This is a genomic window from Peptococcaceae bacterium, assembly GCA_024655825.1.
In the GTDB taxonomy this organism is placed as follows: Bacteria; Bacillota; Peptococcia; order DRI-13; family PHAD01; genus JANLFJ01.
In genome coordinates this window covers 81269-105071 of sequence record JANLFJ010000001.1, presented here as the reverse complement: position 1 = coordinate 105071, position 23803 = coordinate 81269, and the positions used below count along the sequence as shown (strand labels likewise).

Annotated in this window: 23 protein-coding genes and 5 tRNA genes; 1 reads left to right on the top strand and 27 read right to left on the bottom strand. The window is 50.8% G+C overall.

Annotated elements, in window-relative coordinates:
• Positions 1–39: 39 nt before the first annotated feature.
• The 12 genes from NUV48_00570 to NUV48_00515 form a co-directional block, all read right to left on the bottom strand.
• Complete coding sequence (locus NUV48_00570) at positions 40–1323, bottom strand: DUF4129 domain-containing protein (protein MCR4440628.1); 1284 nt, start codon at positions 1321–1323, stop codon at positions 40–42.
• 25 nt (positions 1324–1348) lie between these two features.
• Positions 1349–2473: a DUF58 domain-containing protein gene (locus NUV48_00565; protein ID MCR4440627.1), complete on the bottom strand. Its 1125-nt coding sequence runs from the start codon at positions 2471–2473 to the stop codon at positions 1349–1351.
• A 2-nt stretch (positions 2474–2475) separates the two neighbouring features.
• The gene (locus NUV48_00560) at positions 2476–3417 is read right to left on the bottom strand and encodes a MoxR family ATPase (GenBank protein ID MCR4440626.1); all 942 of its coding nucleotides are present in this window, start codon (positions 3415–3417) and stop codon (positions 2476–2478) included.
• Positions 3418–3650: 233 nt separating this feature from the next.
• Positions 3651–4652 carry a GGGtGRT protein gene (locus tag NUV48_00555; protein ID MCR4440625.1) on the bottom strand — a complete coding sequence of 334 codons (1002 nt, stop codon included), beginning with the start codon at positions 4650–4652 and terminating at the stop codon, positions 3651–3653.
• 15 nt (positions 4653–4667) lie between these two features.
• A complete protein-coding gene (locus NUV48_00550; GenBank protein MCR4440624.1) occupies positions 4668–5357 on the bottom strand; it encodes a hypothetical protein in 690 nt (229 codons plus the stop codon).
• A 400-nt stretch (positions 5358–5757) separates the two neighbouring features.
• Positions 5758–6237 (bottom strand): 23S rRNA (pseudouridine(1915)-N(3))-methyltransferase RlmH, encoded by a 480-nt coding sequence (rlmH, locus tag NUV48_00545; GenBank protein MCR4440623.1) that lies wholly within the window; start codon positions 6235–6237, stop codon positions 5758–5760.
• 53 nt (positions 6238–6290) lie between these two features.
• Entirely contained in the window at positions 6291–7412 is a 1122-nt protein-coding gene (locus NUV48_00540; protein ID MCR4440622.1) for a trypsin-like peptidase domain-containing protein, read from the bottom strand.
• Between the two features lie 154 nt (positions 7413–7566).
• Positions 7567–8457, bottom strand: a complete 891-nt coding sequence (locus NUV48_00535) for a peptidase MA family metallohydrolase (GenBank protein ID MCR4440621.1) — start codon at positions 8455–8457, stop codon at positions 7567–7569.
• A gap of 376 nt (positions 8458–8833) precedes the next feature.
• Positions 8834–10234, bottom strand: coding sequence for a M23 family metallopeptidase (locus NUV48_00530; GenBank protein ID MCR4440620.1), 1401 nt, complete (start codon positions 10232–10234; stop codon positions 8834–8836).
• A gap of 143 nt (positions 10235–10377) precedes the next feature.
• Positions 10378–11772 (bottom strand): thioether cross-link-forming SCIFF peptide maturase, encoded by a 1395-nt coding sequence (scfB, locus tag NUV48_00525; protein ID MCR4440619.1) that lies wholly within the window; start codon positions 11770–11772, stop codon positions 10378–10380.
• Between the two features lie 55 nt (positions 11773–11827).
• Positions 11828–11992 carry a six-cysteine ranthipeptide SCIFF gene (scfA, locus tag NUV48_00520; GenBank protein MCR4440618.1) on the bottom strand — a complete coding sequence of 55 codons (165 nt, stop codon included), beginning with the start codon at positions 11990–11992 and terminating at the stop codon, positions 11828–11830.
• Between the two features lie 73 nt (positions 11993–12065).
• Positions 12066–13244 (bottom strand): PLP-dependent aminotransferase family protein, encoded by a 1179-nt coding sequence (locus NUV48_00515; protein ID MCR4440617.1) that lies wholly within the window; start codon positions 13242–13244, stop codon positions 12066–12068.
• 108 nt (positions 13245–13352) lie between these two features.
• Here NUV48_00515 and NUV48_00510 point away from each other — a divergent pair, with 108 nt between their 5' ends.
• Positions 13353–13853, top strand: coding sequence for a DUF3231 family protein (locus NUV48_00510; protein ID MCR4440616.1), 501 nt, complete (start codon positions 13353–13355; stop codon positions 13851–13853).
• 38 nt (positions 13854–13891) lie between these two features.
• On the opposite strand, the gene NUV48_00505 is transcribed toward NUV48_00510, so the two are convergent.
• From NUV48_00505 to rpsF, 15 genes are all read right to left on the bottom strand, one after another.
• Positions 13892–13965: transfer RNA gene (locus tag NUV48_00505), tRNA-Gly, on the bottom strand.
• A 50-nt stretch (positions 13966–14015) separates the two neighbouring features.
• Positions 14016–14092 (bottom strand) — tRNA-Val (locus NUV48_00500).
• Positions 14093–14150: 58 nt separating this feature from the next.
• Positions 14151–14227: transfer RNA gene (locus NUV48_00495), tRNA-Asp, on the bottom strand.
• 106 nt (positions 14228–14333) lie between these two features.
• Positions 14334–14408: transfer RNA gene (locus NUV48_00490), tRNA-Glu, on the bottom strand.
• A gap of 77 nt (positions 14409–14485) precedes the next feature.
• Positions 14486–14561 (bottom strand) — tRNA-Lys (locus tag NUV48_00485).
• Between the two features lie 101 nt (positions 14562–14662).
• A complete protein-coding gene (locus NUV48_00480; GenBank protein MCR4440615.1) occupies positions 14663–15958 on the bottom strand; it encodes an adenylosuccinate synthase in 1296 nt (431 codons plus the stop codon).
• 34 nt (positions 15959–15992) lie between these two features.
• The gene (locus tag NUV48_00475; protein ID MCR4440614.1) at positions 15993–17396 is read right to left on the bottom strand and encodes an FAD-dependent oxidoreductase; all 1404 of its coding nucleotides are present in this window, start codon (positions 17394–17396) and stop codon (positions 15993–15995) included.
• Positions 17397–17561: 165 nt separating this feature from the next.
• Entirely contained in the window at positions 17562–18896 is a 1335-nt protein-coding gene (dnaB, locus tag NUV48_00470) for a replicative DNA helicase (protein MCR4440613.1), read from the bottom strand.
• A 72-nt stretch (positions 18897–18968) separates the two neighbouring features.
• On the bottom strand, positions 18969–19418 hold the full coding sequence (rplI, locus tag NUV48_00465; GenBank protein MCR4440612.1) for a 50S ribosomal protein L9: 450 nt from the start codon (positions 19416–19418) through the stop codon (positions 18969–18971).
• A 39-nt stretch (positions 19419–19457) separates the two neighbouring features.
• Positions 19458–21326 (bottom strand): DHH family phosphoesterase, encoded by a 1869-nt coding sequence (locus NUV48_00460; protein ID MCR4440611.1) that lies wholly within the window; start codon positions 21324–21326, stop codon positions 19458–19460.
• Positions 21327–21344: 18 nt separating this feature from the next.
• Positions 21345–22316 (bottom strand): YybS family protein, encoded by a 972-nt coding sequence (locus NUV48_00455; protein ID MCR4440610.1) that lies wholly within the window; start codon positions 22314–22316, stop codon positions 21345–21347.
• Between the two features lie 5 nt (positions 22317–22321).
• Entirely contained in the window at positions 22322–22630 is a 309-nt protein-coding gene (locus tag NUV48_00450; GenBank protein ID MCR4440609.1) for a MazG-like family protein, read from the bottom strand.
• A gap of 167 nt (positions 22631–22797) precedes the next feature.
• Positions 22798–23028, bottom strand: coding sequence for a 30S ribosomal protein S18 (gene rpsR, locus NUV48_00445; protein MCR4440608.1), 231 nt, complete (start codon positions 23026–23028; stop codon positions 22798–22800).
• Positions 23029–23067: 39 nt separating this feature from the next.
• Complete coding sequence (ssb, locus tag NUV48_00440; GenBank protein ID MCR4440607.1) at positions 23068–23460, bottom strand: single-stranded DNA-binding protein; 393 nt, start codon at positions 23458–23460, stop codon at positions 23068–23070.
• A 31-nt stretch (positions 23461–23491) separates the two neighbouring features.
• Complete coding sequence (rpsF, locus tag NUV48_00435; protein ID MCR4440606.1) at positions 23492–23782, bottom strand: 30S ribosomal protein S6; 291 nt, start codon at positions 23780–23782, stop codon at positions 23492–23494.
• Between the last annotated feature and the right edge of the window lie 21 nt (positions 23783–23803).

Genomic DNA, 23803 nt, shown 5'->3' with positions numbered 1-23803 from the left:
GCCACCTGGCGGAGACCTAAATTTATCAGAATTTATTGTTCAGCTTTTTGCCGGCGGAACCCGCAAGCGGGGAAAATAAAGCCTGCGCAGGCGCTGCTTTAAATACCTTGCGTCGGGCGCAACATGATCCGCTCCCCTGCCGTACTTGAACTCGACGTAATACCCGGTGATTTCCCTGAGTTCCTCCTGGTACCCGGGGAAACGTTTTTTAAGACGGTTTAAATATTCAAAGGGGGTTTCACAGGTTCTCCGGGGACATCTTTTGTGAATTCCCCACCGCAACAAAACCCGGTAAGCCGTGGGCACATCGATTTTCCCGGGAAACCACGGCACGATCATGGCGCGTAATCTTTCCCTTAACGCCAGCATAAGTCGTCGTAAACCACCGCGGAGGGTGGGGTTTCTGGCTGCGGACTCCTCCACGGCCTGGCGTCCAAGAAGCCAGACCACCAAACGGCCCAAAAGGTAAAGGGTCAAAGAGACGGCCGTTGCGGCCAGCACGAAAACAGCCAGCCAGAAAAAGGCCTTGGCCAGAATATCAAACCACGGCGAAACAGCCGTTGTTCCCGGAGAACCTCCCAAGGGAGCGGTGAGTACAAGTTGGGATACGCTGTCTTCCCTCAGTGACCTGGGCCCATACAAAAGCCGCACGAAAAATACAAAGATGCGACCCAGCAAGGAAACAACCGGCCTGCCCAGGTCATAAAAAAACCGGGCAGGTGCGTACAAATAAGGAGAAAGACTGTCTAACAGCAGGGAAAAGGGGATAAGGACAAGGGACACTAAAATAATGCCTGGCCAAGCGGGACGACTTCCCGCTTCTTTTTCGTCTTGTATCAAGGACAGCGCCGCCGCATTAAACAGGAAAGAGGCTAAAAACCAGGCCAGGCTGTCTGGTAAGAGTGCCTGGGCCATCCCACCGAAAACAATGATCAGGAAAATAATGCCTACGCTGAGATCAAAATGTAGATAAACATCAATGTTTTTGCGACGCGTCAAGAAAAACGCGCGAAAACCGAGCCAGAAGAAGAAGGCAAAACCACATAAAGCCGCCGGTTCATTGAAAACGAACAGGGATTTCAGCCCTCCGCCCAAAAGGTCCGCCAGCAGGGTAAAAAGGAGGATATTGCCCACCGCGATGGTGAGATAACGATGCCGGCCCTTGGCCAGGAACAAATTAGCTAGGACCATAACTGCAGCAAGGATAAAAAAAGACCAGGGCGCTATGCCGAGCCCCGACACAAGGCAGCGGTAAAGCGGATACAGGTAACATACTTCGGAAAATACAAGAGCCAGAACGAGTTTTGTTTTCCTTTGGGTCACCGTTAATCCCCCTGATTACATATTATCATAAAGCATTATAGTATACTACGTTGCGCACGTTAGGCGAAACCTGCAACGGGGTTCCGTCCCCGATAACAACAAGTGTTGTCCCCCAAGGGAAATGACGGCCTTCCGTCCTGACCAGGTCGGTTAGAGTTCCCAAGGGCTCAAGTTCGAGCCTGGCTAACGACTCTAACGCCGTCGCAGCCTGGCTGGCGGAACTGCTTATGGGAACAACCACCTGGCAGGGCAGCTCTTTTTGCGCACCATTGGCCAGTAAGCCGTACTGCACTTTGTTGCAGTCCGCCCAGTAAACAAGTGAAGCCGCCAAGGATAATGCCTCCTCAAAACGCTCCGGCTGAGGAAGCGGGCCATAAAACGCCCCAACGTCAACGGCAATGCAAATCCGCACATCCGCCGACGGCTCCAGAACTTTTGCCAGGAGCTCATTTTTATAAGCGCTGGCTTTCCAGTGGATTAAACGGGCCGGCATATCGGGCGAATAGTCACGCAGACCCGCAATCCTGACCGGGTCAGGAAGAAAGGGACGATCATCTTTTTTTTCTCCGATAAAAAAGGCGGGGGTTAACGACAGGTCCTCGAGGCGAAAAACGCGGGGGTAAACAATAAGTACCCTCTTGTCGTTATAATACTTCTCTTTCTTAAAAAGCGACAGTCCGTCCCCTGCCGAAACCGTAAGCGGCGGAAGCCTGAAATAGCCCCGCTTGACACCTTTAAGCACATACCTAACCTGGAATTCAGCATGCCAGCCCAAAAATACTTTTCCCGATAGAGGAGAGTGCATTACCCCGGGCGCGGAAGAGATAACTTCGAATTCCCGGGAAATGGGCTGTTCCCAAAAAACACTGACCGGAATTAATTTCTTATTCTTTATTTCCAGGGTAAGCACGGTTTCTTCGCCCCTAAAAAGCCTTTGTGGCCCTATTTCCCGCCCAACTTCCAGCTTCCGTACACTGATAACACACCAGAACCTTGCACATTCCAGCGTTATGATCAAAAAAAGCAAAAATGCGGCAGGCGGCAGGTTCCTGTTTACTATCAGCAGGACAACCCCCACGTACAGGGCGTATCTAATAAACGGTATGGTAAACACCGAGGTCGCTGCCCGGCCGGGACTGGTGGTTTCCATATTTATTTCCCGCTCTCCTCTACCGGAACCGCCAGCGTTGAGACGACTTCCTCAATCACTTTCCCGGCGTCAATGCCCCGCAGGCGTTCTTCCCGCCGGAGAATCAACCGGTGTCCCAGCACAAACCGGGCCAGGTACTTGACATCATCAGGGATGACATAATCGCGGCCGCGCAGCAAGGCCAGGGCTCGCGCTGCCCGGTGTAAGGCAAGGCTGGCCCTGGGGCTGGCCCCAAGCGCAACGGACGAGTGTTCCCGGGTAGCCCGGACCAGGGCTACAATGTAATGACCGACGGAGTCATGGACAAAAACCTGGCGGCTCTGCTCCTGCCACCGCAGGACATCGTCCCTGGAGGCGGCCATCGGCAGCGAGAAAAGCGGGTTTTCCTTGCCGTGCACCGAGATTATCTCCTGCTCCTCTTTCAGGGAAGGGTAGCCCAGTGATATTTTGAGGAGAAACCGGTCCAGCTGTGCTTCGGGCAGGGGAAACGTTCCTTCCAGTTCCACCGGGTTCTGGGTAGCCAGAAGGAAAAAGGGGCGGGGCAGTTGAAACGTCTGGCTGTCCACGGTAACCTGTTTTTCCTCCATCGATTCAAGAAGGCTGGATTGCGTTCTGGGGACCGCCCGGTTAACCTCATCCACAAGAAGGATATTTGTCAGGACGGGACCCGGCCTGAACTTAAAATCGTTGCTGCGGCGGTCGAAGATGAAGAACCCGGTCACATCCGTCGGGGTAAGGTCCGGGGTGCATTGAAGCCGGCGGAAATCGCAGTCCAGGGAAACGGCAAGAGCTTTAGCCATCAAGGTCTTACCGACACCGGGAACGTCCTCGATCAGGATGTGTCCCTCCGACAGCAGACCTACCAGTATTAAATCGATCGCTTCCTCTTTGCCAATAACCACCTGCTTGAGATTTTTCTTTAAGATTTCCAGAGATTCTATCAATTTTATTTCCCCTCTTTTTGAATGTTCATAATATGTATTACCCTTTAATAAATTTCTGACATAACCGTATCCATGTTCGATATGGCAGATATTAGCAGTATTACTCTCTATACACAGGAGTATATCTGACACTATTCAATTAAGCAAGATGCAACATGAAAAAAGTACAGGCGCCCAAGAAAAAGGCGGCAGGTATCCGTCTTTATACCTGCCGCCCCGGCTGTTGGGCGGCGTTATGATTTGACGGCCTGCGAAACTGCGACCGCAACAGCGACGGTTGCCCCGACCATCGGGTTGTTTCCCATGCCGATAAAGCCCATCATTTCAACGTGGGCGGGAACCGAAGAAGAGCCGGCAAACTGCGCATCGCAATGCATACGGCCCAGAGTGTCTGTCAGGCCGTAAGAGGCCGGCCCGGCGCCGTTATCGTCGGGGTGTACGGTGCGCCCCGTACCGCCGCCGGAAGCCACGGAAAAGTATGTCTTCCCGTGTTCAACGCACCACTTCTTGTAGGTGCCTGCAACGGGATGCTGGTAGCGGGTCATGTTCGTTGAGTTGCCAGTAATAGAAACGTCTACTCCTTCATGTTTCATAATGGCCACTCCTTCATCCACATCATCGGCGCCGTAACAACGCACCGCCGAACGCGGCCCTTGCGAGAAAGCCCGCTTTTCCACGATCGACAGTTCGGCGGTTTGGTAGTTATACTGCGTACGAACGTAAGTAAAACCATTTATACGCGAAATAATATAGGCGGCGTCTTTGCCAAGACCGTTCAGTATAACCTGCAGCGGCTGTTTTCTAACCTTATTGGCCGACTGGACAATGCCGATAGCCCCGTCAGCAGCGGCAAAGGACTCATGTCCGGCCAGAAGGGCAAAGCACCGGGTTTCTTCTTTGAGCAGCATCTTCGCCAGTTTCCCATGCCCCAGGCCCACCTTGCGGTGGTCGGCCACCGACCCCGGAATGCAAAACGCCTGCAGCCCTTCGCCGATTGCTTCGGCTATATCCGCCGCTTCCGTCAAACCTCTTTTCAAGGCGATTGCTCCTCCCAGGATGTAAGCCCAGCAGGCGTCTTCAAAACAAATCGGCTGGATTTTTCTTACAATCCCGTATGCGTCAACCCCGCGGTTTTGCAGAAGATCGCGCGCTTCTTCCAGCGACTGCAGCCCGTTTTCTCGCAAACAAGTCGCTATCCTTTCGCGGCGGCGTTCAATTCCTTCAAAGGTCACCATCGTCTTCCCCTCCTTTTATTCCCGGCGCGGATCGATCAGTTTTACCGCTTCAGCAAACCGGCCATATGTTTCCCTGGCTTTTTTCAAGGCTTCGTCGGCGCTCATGCCGTTGGCGATATAATCCATCATTTTACCGATATGAACGTATTCATAACCAATGACCTCGTTGTTTTCATCAAGCCCCATTCGAGTCACATAACCGCCGGTCACTTCAAGGTAGCGCGGCCCTTTGGCCAGAGTGCCGTATGAAGTGCCTACCTGGCTGCGCAAGCCGGCACCCAGGTCCTCCCAGGCAGCCCCAACCGGCAGGCCGCCGTCCGAAAACGAAGTCTGCGTGCGCCCATAAACAATTTGCAGAAACAACTGCTTCATCGCGCTGTTAACAGCATCGCACACCAGGTCAGTATTCAATGCTTCCAGAATTGTTTTGCCGGGAAGTATTTCCGCCGCCATCGCCGCAGATTGAGTCATACCGGAACAGCCGATGTTTTCAACCAACGCTTCTTCGATGATTCCCGCCTTAACGTTCAGCGTCAATTTGCATGTCCCCATCTGCGGCGCGCAAGTGCCGCAGCCATGGGCAAAACCGGAAACATCTTTGATTTCCCTGACCTGCACCCATCTTCCTTCTTCCGGGATGGGCGCCGCTCCGTGATTGGGCCCTTTAGCCACAACGCACATTTTTTCCAGTTCCCTGGTAAGCATGCTTTCTACGCCCCCTTTGTTGTACCGAGACAAGCGTTTCTTGGCCAAAGCAAGAAACGCCGGCTGTCAGCTATTTTCATTTTACTCCTTACCCAATAATTTGTCTATTAATATATATATTCATAAATAATCAAGCGAACATTTGCTCTATTTCTGCCGTTTAATTGCCCAGCGAAGATAATTTCCCGGAATGTAAAGAGAAATGTTTTCTACTATTTTTACAGGATAACGGAAAGTACCGTTATCATTCACCGCATATTACATGGTCGTCGGGATTACCTTCGTGAATTATTTGACTAGACAGGTTTTATCAAAAAGAAAGACGCGCTGTCGCGCGACCGGTTAACGCAACGTTGGAGCTAAAATCTTCACTTCTTGCAAACTGGCTCAGCGATCCTCTTTACTTATGATACGGCTCTCCCCGCAGAATCTTAAATCCGCGATAAATTTGCTCCAGCAGCAGCACCCGCATCATCTGGTGGGGGAAGGTCAGCGGAGAAAAGGAAAGAACCAGGTCGCCCCTTTCAATAACCTCCTCGGCCAAACCGCATGACCCACCGATGATAAAAACGACCCGGCTTTTCCCCTCCATCGCAAGTCTTCCCAGCATTTCAGCCAGTTGTTCCGAAGAAAGCATCTGCCCCGTAATGGCCAGGGGAATAACGTAAAAAGAGGGAGAAATGTGGTTTAAAATACGTTCCCCCTCTCTGTTTAAGGCCTGCTCCATTTCTTTTGCCGACGGGTTATCAGGCAGCTTTTCTTCCGCAATTTCGATTATTTCCACCCTGGCAAAAGGAGCAAGCCTTTTTAAGTACTCGCCTGCAGCCTCACGCCAGTATTTCTCCTTTAATTTGCCTACAACAACCAGTTTAATCCGCATATCCTTTCACCACATTGTTAGCGCAGGCGCAGATCAACATCGCTTTCCCCCCGCTACTGTCGGCCCCGTTCTCCCAGGACCAGCTCGGCAGAGTATTTTTTCCCGCCCCGGTAAAAGTCGACGGTGACTTTATCGCCAGGTTTAAATTTTTCAAGCGCTTTGCTCATCTCGTCAAAGGAGGTTACTCTTTGCCCATTGATGGAAAGGATAATGTCTCCCGTTTTCAAACCGGCCTGTTGAGCCGGGCCGCTGCGTACCAGTTCCCGGATATAGATGCCCGGTGGCAGGTTGTTTTGCCTGGCCAGTAGTTCATCAATGGCTACGCCCCAAATACCCAGGGCCGGCCTGCTGACATAACCTCTTTCAATAAGTTCGTTGATGATGGGCTTGGCATCGTTGATGGGGATCGCAAACCCCATTCCTTCCACACCCGGGATGACCAGCTTCGCGCTGTTAATACCAATGACCTGCCCGCTGCTGTTTACCAGGGCGCCGCCGCTGTTGCCGGGATTAATGGCGGCATCGGTCTGGATAAGCGTTACCTTGCGCTCTTGAATGTTGATGTGACGCTCTTTCGCGCTGACCACTCCTGCCGTTACGGACCTGGCAAATTCAGCGCCGAGCGGGTTCCCGATAGCAACCACAAGTTCCCCCACCCGGAGCTGGCTGGAATCGCCAAGAACAGCAACGGGAAGGTTTGACGCTTTTATTCTCAAAACAGCAAGGTCAGTATCAGGATCGCTGCCCCGCACTTCCGCTTCAAGCTGCTTATCGTTGGCAAGAGTAACCACCAGTCTTTCCGCGTTTTGAATCACATGATAATTGGTAACTATGTATCCATCCTGGCTGATAATCACCCCTGAACCGCTTCCCTGCTCAATAAGTTCCCGGTTGAACAGGCTGCGGCCCACAGCCTGGTTGGAAATGCCTATCACGGCGGGCCCCACCTGCTCGGCTATCTTCACCACCGGTGAATAGTCAAGATATGCGGGCGAAAGAGGATCCTTTTGGTCTGAACCGGGAAGCGGCGCGGGCGTACTTAAGTTGCCGTAACCATAAATATGCGGCGCCAGGCTCAAAGCCAGCAAACCGCCTATTACGGAACTGACCAGCAGCATCAGTATCGTAGCAAAAACGCTTCTTCTTCGCGGGTAATCCCCAAAACGGTAACTCATTTGTGGCGCCCCCTCCGTAACATTCCGTAACATATATTATGATTTAAAAGCCTTCATTGTATGTTATCATGCTTATCTGGCCGCTTTATGCTCTATCTCGATTATACAAAGACATCATTAAAAAGTCATCCCGTAATAACACGCATTAACATGTTCAATCATAGTCTTGTTTTGCCAGGTAACCTTTCACCGCATTTTCCAATTTGACCCTGTCCAAACCATAGACGCTGTTTAAAGCTTCTTCTATTCTTGCTCCCTTGCCCAGCACGGCCAGCAGTTCCTGCATTTTTACCATGCCGTGCTCATCAAGAAGGAATTTCACTGTTTGAAGCGACTGCCAGTAAGCCAGTTCCTGGTTTTCCTGCCGGTCAAAGTTTTTCTCCAGCCCATCCAGCGGGTAAAGGTTTTCTCTTTCCTCCGGCAAGGGCTCTTTTAGCCTGAAACCGGCGATCTTTTCTTCAACATACTGCGCCAGCCCTTCGGTAAGCCAGCGGCAGTAGTTACCCCCTGTCTGCCTGTCTACCAGGAGGTGGGTGAGTTCATGGGAAAGCGGGACCTGGTGCGCCAGGATATTTTTCATCTCTTCTTCCGATGTTTTTCCGCTTTTCCAGGCACGAGGAGACAGCAGTACGATGCTGCCTGCCCAGTAAACGCCTGCCGCGCTTTTATCACTGCCCCAGCCGAAACTGCCATTCAGCGAATCCCGATCGGGATAAAGAACCAGCAGTATTCTCCCCTCTTCCGAATCGTCAAGCAAAATGCGTTTTGCTGAATTCAAATACTCTTCTGCCTTTTCAGCAGTCAAATGAGCGGCACTTTTATCCGCGGCCGAATATTTTAGAAGGAAATGCTCGCTCTGCAGTTCGTAATAATTCTTTGTCTGGTAATCGAGGTAAAACCAGGCTATTCTTTGAATTAATTTATTGCCATAGGAATGAACCGCAAACGGCTTTGCGCCAAAAAGCATGTTTGCAGTTACAGCGGCAATTACGGCCAGAAGGATTGCTTTGGTCAGCAGCCTGCTGTACATATTGTCTCGGCACATGGCTCTTTTCACTCCTCCAGGTTCCGGTCCTCCTCCATTATAGCGGATCAGTGAACTTTGCTGGCAGGTATATTCTGGCGTTACAGTCAAATAACGGGACAAAAAAAGGATTTGAACCCTTCCGGGAACAAACCCGTCGTTTGAGTATAATCCGCTTGCTGCTTTACGCAAGAATATAATGGAGGACCCGCTTCCCTTTTTGAGTCAAAAGTACCAGCTCAACGAGGTGACCAACAGACCGAAACTTAAAATGACTGCTATCACGGCAACGATAATCCGGGCCGCTCTTACCCTGCGCTTTTTATTGACCACCGTCCCTGCAACCTCCCTTGCAGCTGCAAATTTGAATCATTAATAAGCACAGGCGGACCTGTGCTTATTGTTCCAGATATTTCATGGGGTTCTGGAATTCCCCGTTCAGGCGCACTTCAAAATGCAAATGAGGGCCGGTGCTGTTACCGGTTGTCCCCAGCAGGCCGATAATATCCCCCCTGCTGACCTGCTGACCTACAGCAACATCGATCAGGCTCAGGTGGCCATACAGCGTGGTAAGACCGCGCCCGTGGTCAATCATGACACACTTGCCGTACCTGCCTTTCCAGCCCGCTTCCAGCACAACGCCGTCACCGGCGGCAAATATCGGGTCGCCTATTTCTCCATCTATATCAGTACCGCTGTGTATCTTGCGGCCGCGCTTTTTACCGAAGGGAGAGTTTATTTTTCCCCTGGTCGGCCAGCCAAGTATGCCGTTCCCCCCGTCGCCGCGCGAGGCAATCATCATTTTTGTGCCGCTTAACACTATACGGCTTAAGGGTTCCGACAGGATCGTTTCTTCCAGGGTCTCCCGCGATACTTCCACATCGTTGGCTTTGCTGATGCGGTAAGTCACTTTCCGGGACCCGGGGACCCCTTCCCGCCGGACCTTTTGCTGTCCTCGCCAGAGCGTGTCGTCATCTTCATAAACGGTTTTGTAAGGTATTTTTTCTTCAACGGTGGTCGTTACCGTGGTCAATACGGTAAGAAGAGGTTCGGCTTTAACCAGGTTAAGCTTCTGACCCGGCCTGAGAAAGTCGCTTTTTTGCTCCGGGTTCATTTCCATTAGTTGAGCTACGGTCATATTATTGTCGCGGGCGATAGTCCACAACGATTCGCCTTTTTGTACACTGTGCTGAATAATCCTGTCCAGGCCTTTAACCATGGCTTCCACTGCCGATTCCGCTGTTCTGACGCTTTTTACAGGTCCTGTGCCGGCCCTGAGGCTAACCTCTTCGGCAAAGTCGGTTCTTTCCACCTCTACACCGGTCAGGTCTCCGGGAAGGTAGTACTTTTTAATTTCTTCAAGTGCTTTTTTCGCTTCGTTTTCGGAGCGCAGGTACAGGTCTGGTTTACCGCTTATGCTAAGAACAGCGCACTCCGCCTGCCAGTCGAGCCGGTCTTTCAACAGTTCGCAAAGTTCACTGCCGCTTACAGGTTTATCCTCTTTTTTTACAAGTTCACTGTCAAATGTCAGCGCCTGTTTGAATCCCTTGATAACCGTGCCGTACTGTTTCTCCAGTTCGCTTTCGGCCCTGTCAAGGGCTTTATCGACCTCTTCTTTTCCAGCAGCTACAACAAGGGGCTGGCCATCGACCAGCAGCATGACCGGGCGGTCTTTTTCGAGGCATAAATATGAAATGGAAAACACAACTACCGCGAAAAGCAAAAGGCTTATGCCTAACCACAGGTTTTTGAACTGGAAAAATTGAGGCTTCTTGGACAAATCAATGTTCCCCTTCATGTTCCCCTCCGGCATTCTTTAATCGCACCTGCCGGTTCGGGCACCTCACCTTCCTTCCTGGTTTATTATATGGCGGGGCTGTATAAACTGTCTTTGGCTAGTTAGAATATTACAATTATAGTTTTGCCAATAATATACCGCCTTTAGTCGCCCGTTCCTTTTTGTTCCAATTCCCACTTCTTCACCTGCAAGTAGATGGCGCATTCCAGTCTTTTCTTTTGGATTTCACAAGCTATCCGGTATGGTTCAAAAATGCTGCCGTTATAATTGTAAGCATTGGCATGGCAGCCGCCGCTGCAGAAAAACCGGGCCCAGCATTCCCGGCAAGGCTGCTTGTTGAGAACGTGAGCCGAGCGGAATTCGCTGCACAAGGTCTTGTTTGTTATTCCCGCGTAAACGCTGCCGACAATAAAGTTTTCCTGTCCCATGAATTGATGACAGGGATAAAGGTCGCCAGCCGGCGAGACCGCAAGATACTCGTGACCCGCGCCGCAGCCTGTCAGGCGTTTGGGCAGGCACGGGCCTTTGTCCAGGTCAATATTGAAGTGGAAGAAATTGACGTTATGACCGTCTCGGTATAAATCAAGGCATATTTCGGCCAGTTCCCGGTACTGGTCGAAAAGAAAGGGAACATCTTCTTCCCTGAGGGCATAGTCAGCTCCGGGCGAGGCCACCACCGGTTCCAGCGAAATGCGCCGGAAGCCTTTGTTGACGAGGTGAAGAAAGTCAGCGCAAAAATCCAGGTTATAACGAGTATAGGTTCCCCTGATAAAATACGCTTCTTCTTTTTGGCTGTCCACATATGCCTTTATTGCTTTTATTACCGCTCCGTAACTGTCTGTTTTGCCGGGCAGCGGGCGCATACGGTTGTGGACTTGGGGACGCCCGTCAATACTGAGAATCATGTGGATTCCTTCCCGGTTGAAGAAATCTATTTTTTCTCTGTCCAGCAAGAGAGCATTGGTGGTCAGGCTTTGTTTCAATTCTTTTCCCTGCTCCGCCGCCTTTTTCTTGCCGTACCGGACCAATTCCCTGACCACAGGATAATTTAGCAGGGGTTCGCCGCCAAAGTAATCTATTTCCACATGTTTTCTGGGGCCGGACACTTCAAAAAGAAAGTCCAGGGCGCGCTTTCCCGTTTCCAGGTCCATAAACCGCCTTTCGCCGCCGAAACTCCCGGTCCCGGCAAAGCAGTAGCGGCAGCGCATGTTGCAGTCATGCGCAACGTGCAGGCAGAGGGCTTTGACAATGCCCTCCCCTGGCAAACTATATGATTCCAGCTGCTCGTCCCTGCTGAACAGCATGCCCTCTTCTCTAAGCTGCTCAAAAAGGGAGTATATTGTTTCCAGTTCAGCGCGCCCGTGCTTGTACGACAGCTGGTCAATCGCCTTGCCGGCATTACCCCCGGCTCGTTCCCAGGCCGTTAAAAAATCCCAAGCTGCTGGGCTCAGGCTGTGGATGATGCCGCTGTTTATATCCAGAACCATATATGTATCATTTATCGCAAAAGTGTGCACAAGAGAAAAATCGTACGGCATTTAAGCGGCCCCCAAAGGCGAGTTCTTTCAAAGAAAACAGACCCTGGCCGGGTCCCTATTTTTTGATGTTCATTTCCTTCAGGCAGTTTTGGCTGCTGACCGTGCACGAGGTCTTGCATGCCGACTGGCAGGAAGTGACGCACTCGCCGCAGCCGCCTTTTTCCAGGGTCCGGGCCAGCGCCTGTCTATTGATGGTCTTGATATGGGCTTGGGCAGTCATTCTTTTTCCTCCTCTTTTTTGGACGTAAATATTATATCACGGTGTCCTTTTAATGGTAAAGAAAAAACACGGGTTATTTTATCATCTCTTTCAGGGCGCCGGCAATCCTCTTTATGCCTTCAACGATCATTTCTTCGGAAGAGTTGGAATAATTCAGCCTCAGTGTGTTTTCCCGGCTGCCGTTGGGGAAAAATGAACCGCCCGGCACAAAAGCCACGTTCTTTTCCAGGCATTTAACCAGCAAATCTCTGGCGTTCAAGTAGGAAGGAAGCTCCACCCAAAGGAACAGTCCCCCCTCAGGCGTTGTGTATTTCACCTCACCGGGAAATTCTTTTTTCATCGTGTCGATCATCAGCACGCGTCTTTCTTTATATACCTTCCTGATTTTTTCTATGTGCGCTTCCAGATCAAATGTTTTTAAAAAATGTACTATGGCATACTGGGCTATTGTACTGGTATGCAGATCTGTTCCCTGTTTGAACAAAACATAATTTTGAAGTATTTCGGGCGCCGCACAAATCCAGCCGACCCTAAAGCCGGGAGAAAGAATTTTGGAGAAAGTGCTCTGGTAAACAACCCGGCCCTGTGTATCAAAACTTTTTACCGGGGGGATGTTTTCCCCGGCAAACCTCAATTCACCGTAAGGATTGTCTTCAATGATTATCACCTCGTATGTATTGGCCAGCTCAACCAGTTTTTTCCTTCTCTCCAGGCTCAAAGTCCTGCCCGTCGGGTTCTGAAAATCGGGTACGGTATAGATGAATTTTACGCCGGGGTTTGATTCCAGTGCTTTTTCCAGTTCTTCCATGATCATGCCGTCTTCGTCCATTTCAATCTCCACGTATCTGGGCAAAAAAGTCCTAAAGGCGCTGATGGCGGCAAGGTAGGTGGGGCTTTCACAGATAACGGTATCTCCTTCATCCAAAAAAACCTTGGCAGTAAGGTCAAGCCCCTGCTGTGAACCGGCTATGATGATTATATCATCCGCGGCGGCCTGAATACCCGCTTTGCCCATCCTTGCAGCCACCTGTTCCCTTAAGGGAGTATATCCTTCCGTGGTCGCGTACTGCAGCGCTTCGCTCCCGTGTTCTTTCAATACCGCATCGAAAACGGCTCTCATTTCCTCAACGGGAAACAGTTCTGGCGCAGGAAGACCACCAGCAAAAGAGATCACCTCGGGTCGTTCTGTTACTTTCAATATTTCACGTATCTCCGAAGCTTTAGCGTACTGCACCCGCCTGGCAAATTGCATCATGTATATCGCTCCTTGTATGCAATTATCTCCTATTTTACCAGATTTATTTTTGTAATAATTTAGGCCTAACCGCAACATATTAAAATTCTGAGGAGGCATTTCGTAATGAAATCTTTCAATTCATCCAGTGCTACAAAGGCGAAACCTTTCTGCGGAGAAATATATGGGTTGTGGCAGCATCTCGCCCAGAGATATGATGTATTGGAGTTGACGCAGGTTTTTCATAACTTTACACACGATATTGATTTTAAGGTTATCTTAACCATGGGAATAAACATCCTGGAAAAAGAAATAAACTTCCTCGAAAAAGAAATGGATAATATGGCTATCCCACTGCCTCCAAGACCGCCGAAGTCAATCAACAATCCCACAAACACCGAAATTCTTCGAGATGAACTAATGTTCCGCACCATCTATTCCGGGATACAGAATTTTGTAATCCAGCAAACGAAAAGCATATTAATATTTCAAAATGAAGAGTTGAAAAACAAGTTTATTAAGATGCTGCAATCGGAAATAGATTTTTACAATAAGCTCACCGCCTACGGTAATTTAAAAGGGTGGCTGCACGTCCCTCCTTACTGCGAAAAAAGGGTTCTGATATAAGCTGCTAAAAGCAGTTAACATTTACTCTTATAAAAAAATGGAGCGGGTGATGGGAATCGAACCCACGCCGCCAGCTTGGGAAGCTGGAGTTCTGCCATTGAACCACACCCGCATCTTCGACAATTGTTATTCTGTTATATGTTGTGATTACCAGTCCGGAAATGGTGGGCGATGAGGGAATCGAACCCCCGACCTCATGCATGTGAGGCATGCGCTCTAACCGGCTGAGCTAATCGCCCGTGCCTTTATTATACCACCAGCACCCCTTGTCTGCCAGTTCTCAATTTATCAATAAGATGGCGGAGCTGACGAGATTCGAACTCGCGATCTCCTGCGTGACAGGCAGGCATGTTAGGCCACTACACCACAGCTCCTCATTTGCCATTTCTCATATCTCAACCGGTGAGCGATGACCGAACCGCGAACTGTTGGCATCCTGCCTGTGAAACAGGCGCTCTCCCAGCTGAGCGAATCCAAGTTTGGTGACCCGGACGGGAGTCGAACCCGTGTTACAGCCTTGAAAGGGCCGTGTCTTAACCACTTGACCACCGGGCCACAAAATCATAAACGACTTCCGAATTTCCAATCGCTTGTGTCCAGGAATTTTGTTACCGGCTGTCGCAAATTGGCTCTGGTGAGCCATGATGGACTCGAACCATCGACACCCTGATTAAAAGTCAGGTGCTCTACCTGCTGAGCTAATGGCTCACAAGAATAAAATAGAGGGTTTACGTGCCCTGCAGGTACATATTTTACATGAGACAGGCTTTTCTGTCAACCTGAGGTCCTATCCTATTTTGCCGTCGTTCTCAGTTTTTTTCCGCAAATATTTGCTCCATAACGATGGTCTGCTCACGATTAGGCCCGACAGCGACGAGAGCCAGAGGAACTTTGATGATTTCGCACAACCGTTCCAGGTAAATACGGGCATTTCTGGGAAGTTCCTCATACCGCCTGGCTCCCGAGGTGTCGCTCTGCCAGCCGTCAAATTCCTCGTAAACAGGTTTGCAGCCGGCCAGCACTTTGAGACTTGCCGGAAACTCGTTGACAACCTGTCCCTGGTATTCATAGGCGACGCATAGTTTAATCCTCTCCAGCTCATCAAGGACGTCAAGTTTCGTTACGGCAATCAGGTTAAGCCCGTTAATACGGGCGGCGTAACGCAGAATGACGGTGTCAAGCCAGCCGCAGCGGCGCGGCCTTCCCGTTGTCGTGCCGTACTCATGACCCCGCTTCCTGATTAAATCTCCGTCGGCCCCGAGCATTTCGGTGGGAAAAGGCCCTTCACCCACCCTGGTCGTGTACGCCTTTACCACGCCAACGGTCTTGTTGAGTTCGGAAGGACCTACTCCCGCCCCGATGCAGGCGGCGCCGGCCACAGGATGGGAACTGGTGACATAAGGATAGGTCCCGTGATCCATATCCAGGAGCGTGCCCTGCGCTCCTTCGAACAGGACATTCTTTTTGGCGGAAAGAAACTCGTGAATAATTACGGAAGTGTCGGTAATGTAATTTTTCAGGATTGGAACATAGCTTCGGTATTCACGAAAAATTTGCTCAAAGTCAAAACCCTCGACCTCGTAAACCCGGTTTAGGAGTTTGTTTTTTTCTTCCAGGTTCATTCTTAACCTGGCGGCGAATTCCTCTTCATCCAGGAGGTCAACCAGGCGGATTCCCACCCTGGCCGCTTTGTCCATGTACGCGGGCCCGATCCCGCGCCGCGTTGTCCCTATTTTGTTAGCGCCTTTCCTTTCTTCCTCCAGCTCGTCCAGCCTTATATGATACGGCATAATCAAATGGGCTCTGAGACTGAGCCTGAGATTATCGGTGCTTATTCCCTGGCCGGCAAGATAGTCAAGCTCTTTTACCAGGACCCGCGGGTCGATAACCACCCCGTTGCCGATGATGCAGGTTGTGCCGGGATACAAAATCCCCGAAGGTATCAGGTGAAGCTTGAATTCCCTGTTCTCGACAACAACAGTGTGCCCTGCATTGTTTCCTCCCTGGTAGCGAACAACCATATCCGCTTTCTCCGCAAGGAAATCAGTGATCTTGCCTTTCCCTTCGTCTCCCCACTGGCTGCCAATAACAACTACTGCTGGCATAATGTTTCAACCCCTCTCCTTTGCCGCTGGCCATTTATTTTACAATGTCACGGGCGACCATGATCCCCGTAACCGAAGCCTGCATCAGCCCGCGGGTAATCCCCGCCCCGTCGCCGATTGCATAAAGCCCTTTAATATCCGTCTCCAAGTTAGGATTCACTTTTATTTTCAATGAATAAAATTTCACTTCCACCCCGTAAAGAAGGGTGTTCTTGCCGTACAGCCCCGGAGCAATGTTGTCAAAGGCTTGAATAGTCTCCACGATCGAGGTTAAATAGCGCTGCGGCAGGACAAAGCTCAAATCTCCGGGCACCGCGCTCTTCAAAGTGGGGATGGTCGTCGACTTCTGCAGCCGGCCGTAATCTGTCCTGCGCCCGCGGAGAAGATCGCCCAGACGCTGGACCATCACCCCGCCGCCGGTAAGCATATTAGCGCATTTGGCAATGTATTTTCCGTATTCAATCGGTTGGTTGAACGGTTCCGTGAACCTGGTGGAAACCAGCAGCGCAAAGTTGGTGTTGAACGTCTTGAGTTTTGCGTCCGCGTAGCTGTGTCCGTTCACCACGGCGATTTCACCGTCGTATTTTTCCTCCGAAACTATCCCGCCTGGATTCATACAAAAAGAGCGGACCTTGTTTTCAAAGGTGTCGGAGTAATAGATGAGCTTTGCTTCGTAAAGCTCGCTGGTCAGATGGTCCATGATGGAATTCGGGACTTCAACCCTTACGCCGATGTCCACTTCGTTGTTTTCCGTTTTCAAATTGAGCTTCCTGGCCTGTTCCGCCAGCCACTGGGCTCCTCCCCGGCCGGGAGCGACTATAACGTACGGGGCTTCAATCTCTCTTTCTTCGCCCTTTCCATCTTTAACCTTTATTCCCTTTACCACGCCATTTTCCGCAACAATCTCGCTGACGACAGTCAAGGGAAGGAACTCGGTCCTTGTTTTGCCGGTCAGATGCAGATACATTCTTCGCAGGACATCCGAAGCCAGTTCGGTGCCCAGGTGCCTGACCGGGCATGGTACCAGTTGGATATTATAGCGTGAAGCCTCGTAGATTAAATCATCTATCTTTTTAGAATTCAAACCGTGGACTTCTTTGCGCGCTCCAAAGCTTAAATAGATGCCGTCCGCATAACGAATGTATTCCCGTGATTTTTCTTCGTCCAGGTAGTCGCTGATGCGCCCGCCCACCTGCGGTGACAGGGACAGTTTCCCGTCGCTGAAGGCTCCGGCTCCCGCCCAACCGCTCATTATGGCGCATGGTTCGCAATGAAGGCAGTGTCCCGCCCGGGGTATATGACAGAATCGTTCATCAATATGCTTGCCTTTATCAACTATCAGGATATTAAGGTTTTTGTCCAGGGATGACAATTCCAAAGCCGCAAAAATCCCGGCCGGTCCCGCACCTACAATGGCCACATCATATTTTCCTTTCATAGGCCGGTCTCCTTTTTTGGGGGTGTGACACAAAAATAACCCACATAGCCTCTAACTATCTGAGTCTTATCTTTCCCCTGTTTGTTTGCCGCTATCATTCTACCAGTCAGCATCTCCAAAGTCAAGCGATAAGGCGAATTAGCCCTGCCCGCTGCGGTTCGCTGTTCAGGCCGGAGTGTGGTAGGTGTCCAGGTCAACAAATTTAGTGTATTCCTTTATAAATCCGAGCTCCACTATCCCGGTCGGCCCGTTGCGGTGCTTGGCAATAATGATCTCGGCAATCCCCGGTCTTTCCGTATCCGGGTTGTAATATTCCTCACGGTAGATAAACATGACCAGGTCGGCGTCCTGCTCCAGGGCTCCCGATTCCCGCAGGTGGCTTAAAGCCGGCCGTTTTTCATGGGTCTGCTCAACAGCGCGGGATAACTGGGACAGGGCCAGGACGGGAACATTGAGCTCCCTGGCCAGCGCCTTCAAAGAACGTGAGATTTCGGAAATCTCCTGCTGGCGGTTTTCATTTTTCCTGTTGTTTACCTGCATAAGCTGCAGGTAGTCTATAACTATCAGTTCCAGACCCTTTTCCGCTTTGAGCCTTCTGGCCTTAGCCCTCAGTTCCAGCACGGAAATAGCGGGAGTATCGTCAATATAAATCTGGGCCGTGGAAAGAGGCTGCACCGCCCTGGTAAGGCGGAGCCATTCCTCGTCCTGTAGGCGGCCTGTTCGAAGTTTATGCTGGTCTATCTTTGCTTCGGAGCTTATCATCCGCTGAACGAGCTGCTCCCGCGACATTTCCAGGCTGAAGATCGCCACGGGGAGCTTTCCCTTAAGCGCCGCATTCAAGGCGATATTAAGGCCGAATGAGGTTTTCCCCATGGCCGGCCGCGCCGCCAGTATGATCAGGTCTGACTGTTGCCAGCCCGAGGTTATCCTGTCCAGGTCGGCGTAAAAGGAAGGGACTCCGGTAACGCTGCCTTTCTGGCTGGCAAGCATTTCTATTTTCTCCAGGGTATCGCTCAAAACTTTCTTTAGAGGTACAAGGTCGTCGGAACTGCGCTTGGTGGCAATCTCCAGGATTTTCCTTTCTGCATCGTCCAAAAGCTCAAAGGTGTCTTCCTGGTCCTCAAAACAGCGATTGGCGATATTCGTTGAAAACCGGATTAACTTCCGCAGCACCGCCTTCTCCGCAACAATGGTGGCGTAATGGCGAACATTGGCCGCGGTGGGCACGGCATTGGCGATCGTGGCTATGTAACCCACCCCGCCGACCTTTTCCAGGTTGTTCTGCTGGCGCAGTTCTTCCGTCAAAGTGATCATATCTATTGGTTCGCCTTTTGACTCCAGGGAAAGCAGGCTGCTGTATATTATCTGGTGGGATTCCTTGTAAAAATCCTCGGGAACTAGAATCCCCACAGCAGTATAAACAGCTTCTTTGTCGATCATCATGGACCCCAAAACCGCTTGCTCGGCTTCAAGGTTGTGGGGCGGAATCTTTTCCAACATAACGCTCACTTTCCAACCACCCTTTCCTGATCGTTTTTCACAACAGCCTCTATTTTTTCCGCGTCTCTTTAATTATTCTGCTGCCGAAACACGGACGTCAATGGTGGCCGTAACCTCCGGGTGCAGCCTGACGGCAACCGGATAGGAGCCAAGGGCCTTGATGGGTGTTTTCAATTCGATCTTTCTTTTGTCGACTGTCAGGCCATGTTTTTCCAGGAGCGCCTCACCAATGTCTTTTGCAGTTATGGAACCGAATAACCGACCGGCCTCGCCGGTTTTGACAGGCAGGGTCACAACAAGCTGGTCCAGCCTTTTTTTCAAATCCCTTGCCTTTTCAAGTTCTTCCGCCCGTTTTTTGTCCAGAGCTGCTTTTTGCCTGTCAAGTTCCGCCAGGTTGTGCTTGGTTGCTTCTACCGCCAGTCCTCTGGGCAGCAGGAAATTGCGGGCATATCCTTCCGTTACGTTGATAACATCTCCTTTTTTGCCGGTACCCTTTACATCGCCGGTCAGTATTACTTTCATATCCATACCACCCCTGTCTTGTGATTTCGGAAAAGGGATTTATTTTCCGTCATATTTATCGTGAAACTCTTCTTCAAGGAGATTAAGAAGCTGCTCTTTCACCGCCGTCAAAGAGTCATTCAACTGGGCGGCGGCAACGGTAAGGTGCCCACCCCCGCCCAGTTTTTCCATAATCGTCTGGACATTGATTTCTCCGTTGGAACGGGCGCTCACGGCGACTCCACCGTCAAAAGGCCAGATTACAAACGAGGCGCTTACTCCGGCAATATTCAACATGGCATCTGCCGCCTTGGCTGCCATCAGCTGGGCATCGGGGTATACATCTTCGCTTATCCCCAGGGCGATCCTGCCGTACAGGACCCTGGTGTTCCTCAACACTTCCGCTTTTTTTATCACGGTGGAAAGGTCATCGTTCAAGACATTCTGGACCGCAACAGGATCGGCGCCCTTCCCGCGCAGGTATGAGGCGGCTTCAAATGTCCTCACCCCGGTCTTGAGCATGAAGTTTTTCGTATCAACGGCAATGCCGGCCAAAAGCGCCGTTGCCTCTGCCTTGCCGATCTCCACCTGGTCGCCAAGGTACTGGAGAAGTTCGGTAACCAGCTCCGATGTGGATGAGGCATAGGATTCCAGGTAAACAAGCCTGGCCTCGTCAATGAATTCTTCACCGCGGCGGTGGTGGTCTATCACGGCGACCTGACCGGCCATCTGCAGGAGCCCGCGGTTGGGCAGGAGGGAAGGTTTATGGGTATCCACCACGATTAAAAGAGTTTTGTCGATCATCCTGCGGCCGGCCTCTGATGCACTGACAAACCTGGCCGCAAGCGCGCCTTTAGGCAGGGCAGCCAGCAGCCTGTCCGTCGCCGGATTATGTTCATCCACTACCACCCAGGCCTTTTTCCCCAGGTCGCTGGAGGCCTTGGCCAAGCTTAAGGCAGCGCCGAAACTGTCGTAATCCGCCATTTCATGACCCATTATTACTACCTGGGAGGACTGGTTAATCATATCCTTCAGGGTATCTGCAGTGACTCTTGCCTTGACCTTAGTTCTTTTTTCGATGCTCGTCGATTTGCCCCCGTAAAACTTGATACCCTGGGGTGACCTGACAACAATCTGGTCGCCTCCCCTGTCCAGGGCCAAATCGAGGGAGCTTTGAGCCAGCCGCCCCAGTTCGCTGATGTTTTCTTCATGGAGTCCTATCCCTATGCTGACCGTGAGAGGCAATTCATTGCCAAAGTCGATCTCCCGTATTTTATCGATGATGGCGAAACGGGTTTTTTCCGCCTGTTTAAAGCCCCATTCCGTAAAAAAAAGTATGTACCGCCCTTCTCCGATGCGGCGGAGATAGCCCTCCACGTTTCCTGCCCACTCCGCCAGGACCCGCTCCAGGGCACCCAGCAGGTGCGGCTTATCCTCTTCGGCCATCGTTTTCATTATCTCCGACAGGTTATCAAGCTGGAGGAAAGCCATGGCGGGATGTGTTTCCCGGTATATGCGCAGCGCTCGAAGCTGCTCGGTAATGTCTTCGCACAGCAAAAGGTGTTTCCCTCTTTCGCCCGCCGCTTCCAGCATTTTTATGAAAAATGCCTTTCTCCCTGCATAAGCAATCACGGTTATTTCGTCATAACCCGGTTTTCCAGGAAAAGAGGAAACGGAAAACAGGTCAAAAACAGTTTTCCCGGCAAGCTCTTTTTGACCAAGCAGCACTGACATTCTTTTGTTTGCCCGGATTATTTTCCCTTCGCTGTCCAGGAGTGCTGTGCCTACCGGCAGTTCCCCCAGCTGCTCCGGGTTCAAACCAGGCACGTTGTTCGCGAATTTTTCTTTTTTTCTTTTCCCCACCGTTAAAAACCCCGCTGCTGCAAAACCCGCCGCGGCGAGCAGCAACAGCAGCCATTCGTAGCTCACGGCCGCAACACCTCACCATTAGTTTTCCCCTTGTATACGGCGATAATCAAAGAAGAGGTCGAGAAGTCCAACCACAAACAAGATCTTATAGGTCAGGGAAAAGAAAAAGACGACGACCGAAAGGAAAATAAGGCGGTAAATGAACTCCTGGCCCACGTATTTCTGCATTAAAAAGGCGCATACTGATAAACCGATGATAAACAGGAGCGGGCCATACAACATGATAATATTGTTCCCGATCTGGGTAAGCACGTTGTTATGCCAGTAGTTTCCTGCCATACTGGCGCCAAAGCCCGCAATAAAGCCCCAGACCGTCCACCAGGGTAACCTCCAGTGTATAAACGGCGGAAACCCGGGAATTTCAATCTTAAACCTGTAAAGTATTTTTTGAGCCGCAAAATAATTTAAAAAGGCCGAGGCCACACCCGAAAGAGCAAAAATCGCCGGGAAATAAGCTGTCAAAAACTCGACCGCCGCCAGCAGCGATTCTCTAAGCATCGCTTCCGATAAACCCTTGCCTGGTCCAATTATACCCATGTTCTTGTAAAGCTCGATTGTTGGTTCAACGGCCTCTTTTAATTCGCCGGCAATATTGAGGTTATTTATCCCGGTAAGCAGGTACACGAGATAATAAAGGACAAGAGTTGAGACGATCATTACGGCGGAACCCGCCAGTAAAGTTACCCCAGCCTGCCAGCGCCTGCTAAAAGCATAACCGTATACAAGAGCAAGCCCGCCAAACTGGAGCACGGCAAAAAAAGCCCTCATCGGCCCGGCTATTATCAAGATCATGAAACCTGCAACAGCTATGGAGAGGATACCTGCCGCAGGCCCGTGACGAACTATAACCAGCACGCCGGGTATTGTCCAGACGAAAAAAATTAATAACTGCATAAACGGTATGTACAGCCCCGCAACAGCCAGAAAGGCTGTTATCACGGCCATCAGTGCGCCCTCGGCGATAGCCTTGGTCCGCAGGGAACCGGCCACTTGCTTCACCTCTTTAAATCCAGATAAGCCTTAAACGATGATAGGTCCCCATACCATTCCTCCAGCGGGTGTCCTTCTTTAAGAAGAGCCTCGGTCTTATCGTAAACAGAAAGCTCCATCTGACCGTAATTCAATCCGAGACGTTTAAGAAGAAGAAAGCAGTTTATAACCAGGAGAGCCAGGTTCTCAACCGCAGATTCCCTATTTCCTTTAAGCAGCGCCTTAAACAGCCTGGCCAGAATACTGACCGTCTCTGTTTTCAACCATTCCAATGCCCTGATGCTTTTAGCTATATCCAGCTCAGTCCCTGACATCCAGGAGCCTCCCTTCTGGCAGTATCCGTTCAACCAGTACCCATACTATTTCTACTTTGTTGGTTAAACTCCTCCCTCAGGGGGCTGGTATTTTCTATCACCAACCACAAAAGGGGAGCCGTCGGCTCCCCCCGGTTTTGCCTGGCCCTGGGCCTTTTTCAGGTGCGTTATTCTGCCGTAAACGGCAGCAGGGCCATGTTTCTTGCGCGTTTAATGGCAAGGGTCAACTGGCGCTGGTGCTTGGCACAGTTGCCGGAAATCCGGCGCGGCAGTATTTTGCCTCTTTCCGTGATAAACTTGCGCAGGCGCCCCACTTCTTTATAATCAATGTTTTCCACTTTATCCACGCAGAAACTGCACACCTTTTTACGCGGACGACGGCCACGTTCTTGTTTCACCCTGGCTTTCCTCCTTAGATATAATTGGCGGCAAACGCTTTAAAAGGGAATATCGTCTTCGGAAAACTCAACTTCGCTTCCCAATGAGGCTGCGCCCTGACTGCTTCCGGAGTCGCGCCGGTCAAGAAAACGGACGTTTTCGGCAATCACCTCTGTCATCCAGCGGCGCTGGCCTTCTTTGTCATCGTAAGACCTTACTTGGATGCGCCCGTCAACGGCCACCAGGCTCCCTTTTCCGATGAAATTGGCGCAGTTTTCGGCCTGCTTTTGCCATACAACTATCGGTATAAAATCAGTTTCCCGTTCCCCCTGCTGGTTGGCCCTGGACCTGTTCACAGCCAGCGTAAAGGAGGCCACTGCCACCCCGTTTGGGGTATAGCGCAGCTCCGGGTCTTTCGTCAACCGGCCAATCAGGACAACACGGTTCAACATATGCTTCACCACCTTAAATATTAAACAACCGCTATTTGGTTTCTTTCAAAACAATCATAAAACGCAGAATCTCGTCAGTGATCTTCATTACGCGGTCAAGTTCGCGGGCGGTTTCAGCCTCACCTTTGAAGTTGACCAAGATGTAGATTCCTTCCCGGTAGTCATTAATTTCATAAGCCAGGCGTCTTTTTCCCCATTTTTCCGAGGAGCCCACTTCCCCGCCGTTGGCAGCTATAAGGTTATTAAATTTTTCCACAACCTCCGCTGTTTTCTCTTCCTCCAGGTCTGGCTTAATGACATACATCAGTTCGTAATTCCGCATCTTTAACTTCACCTCCTCCCT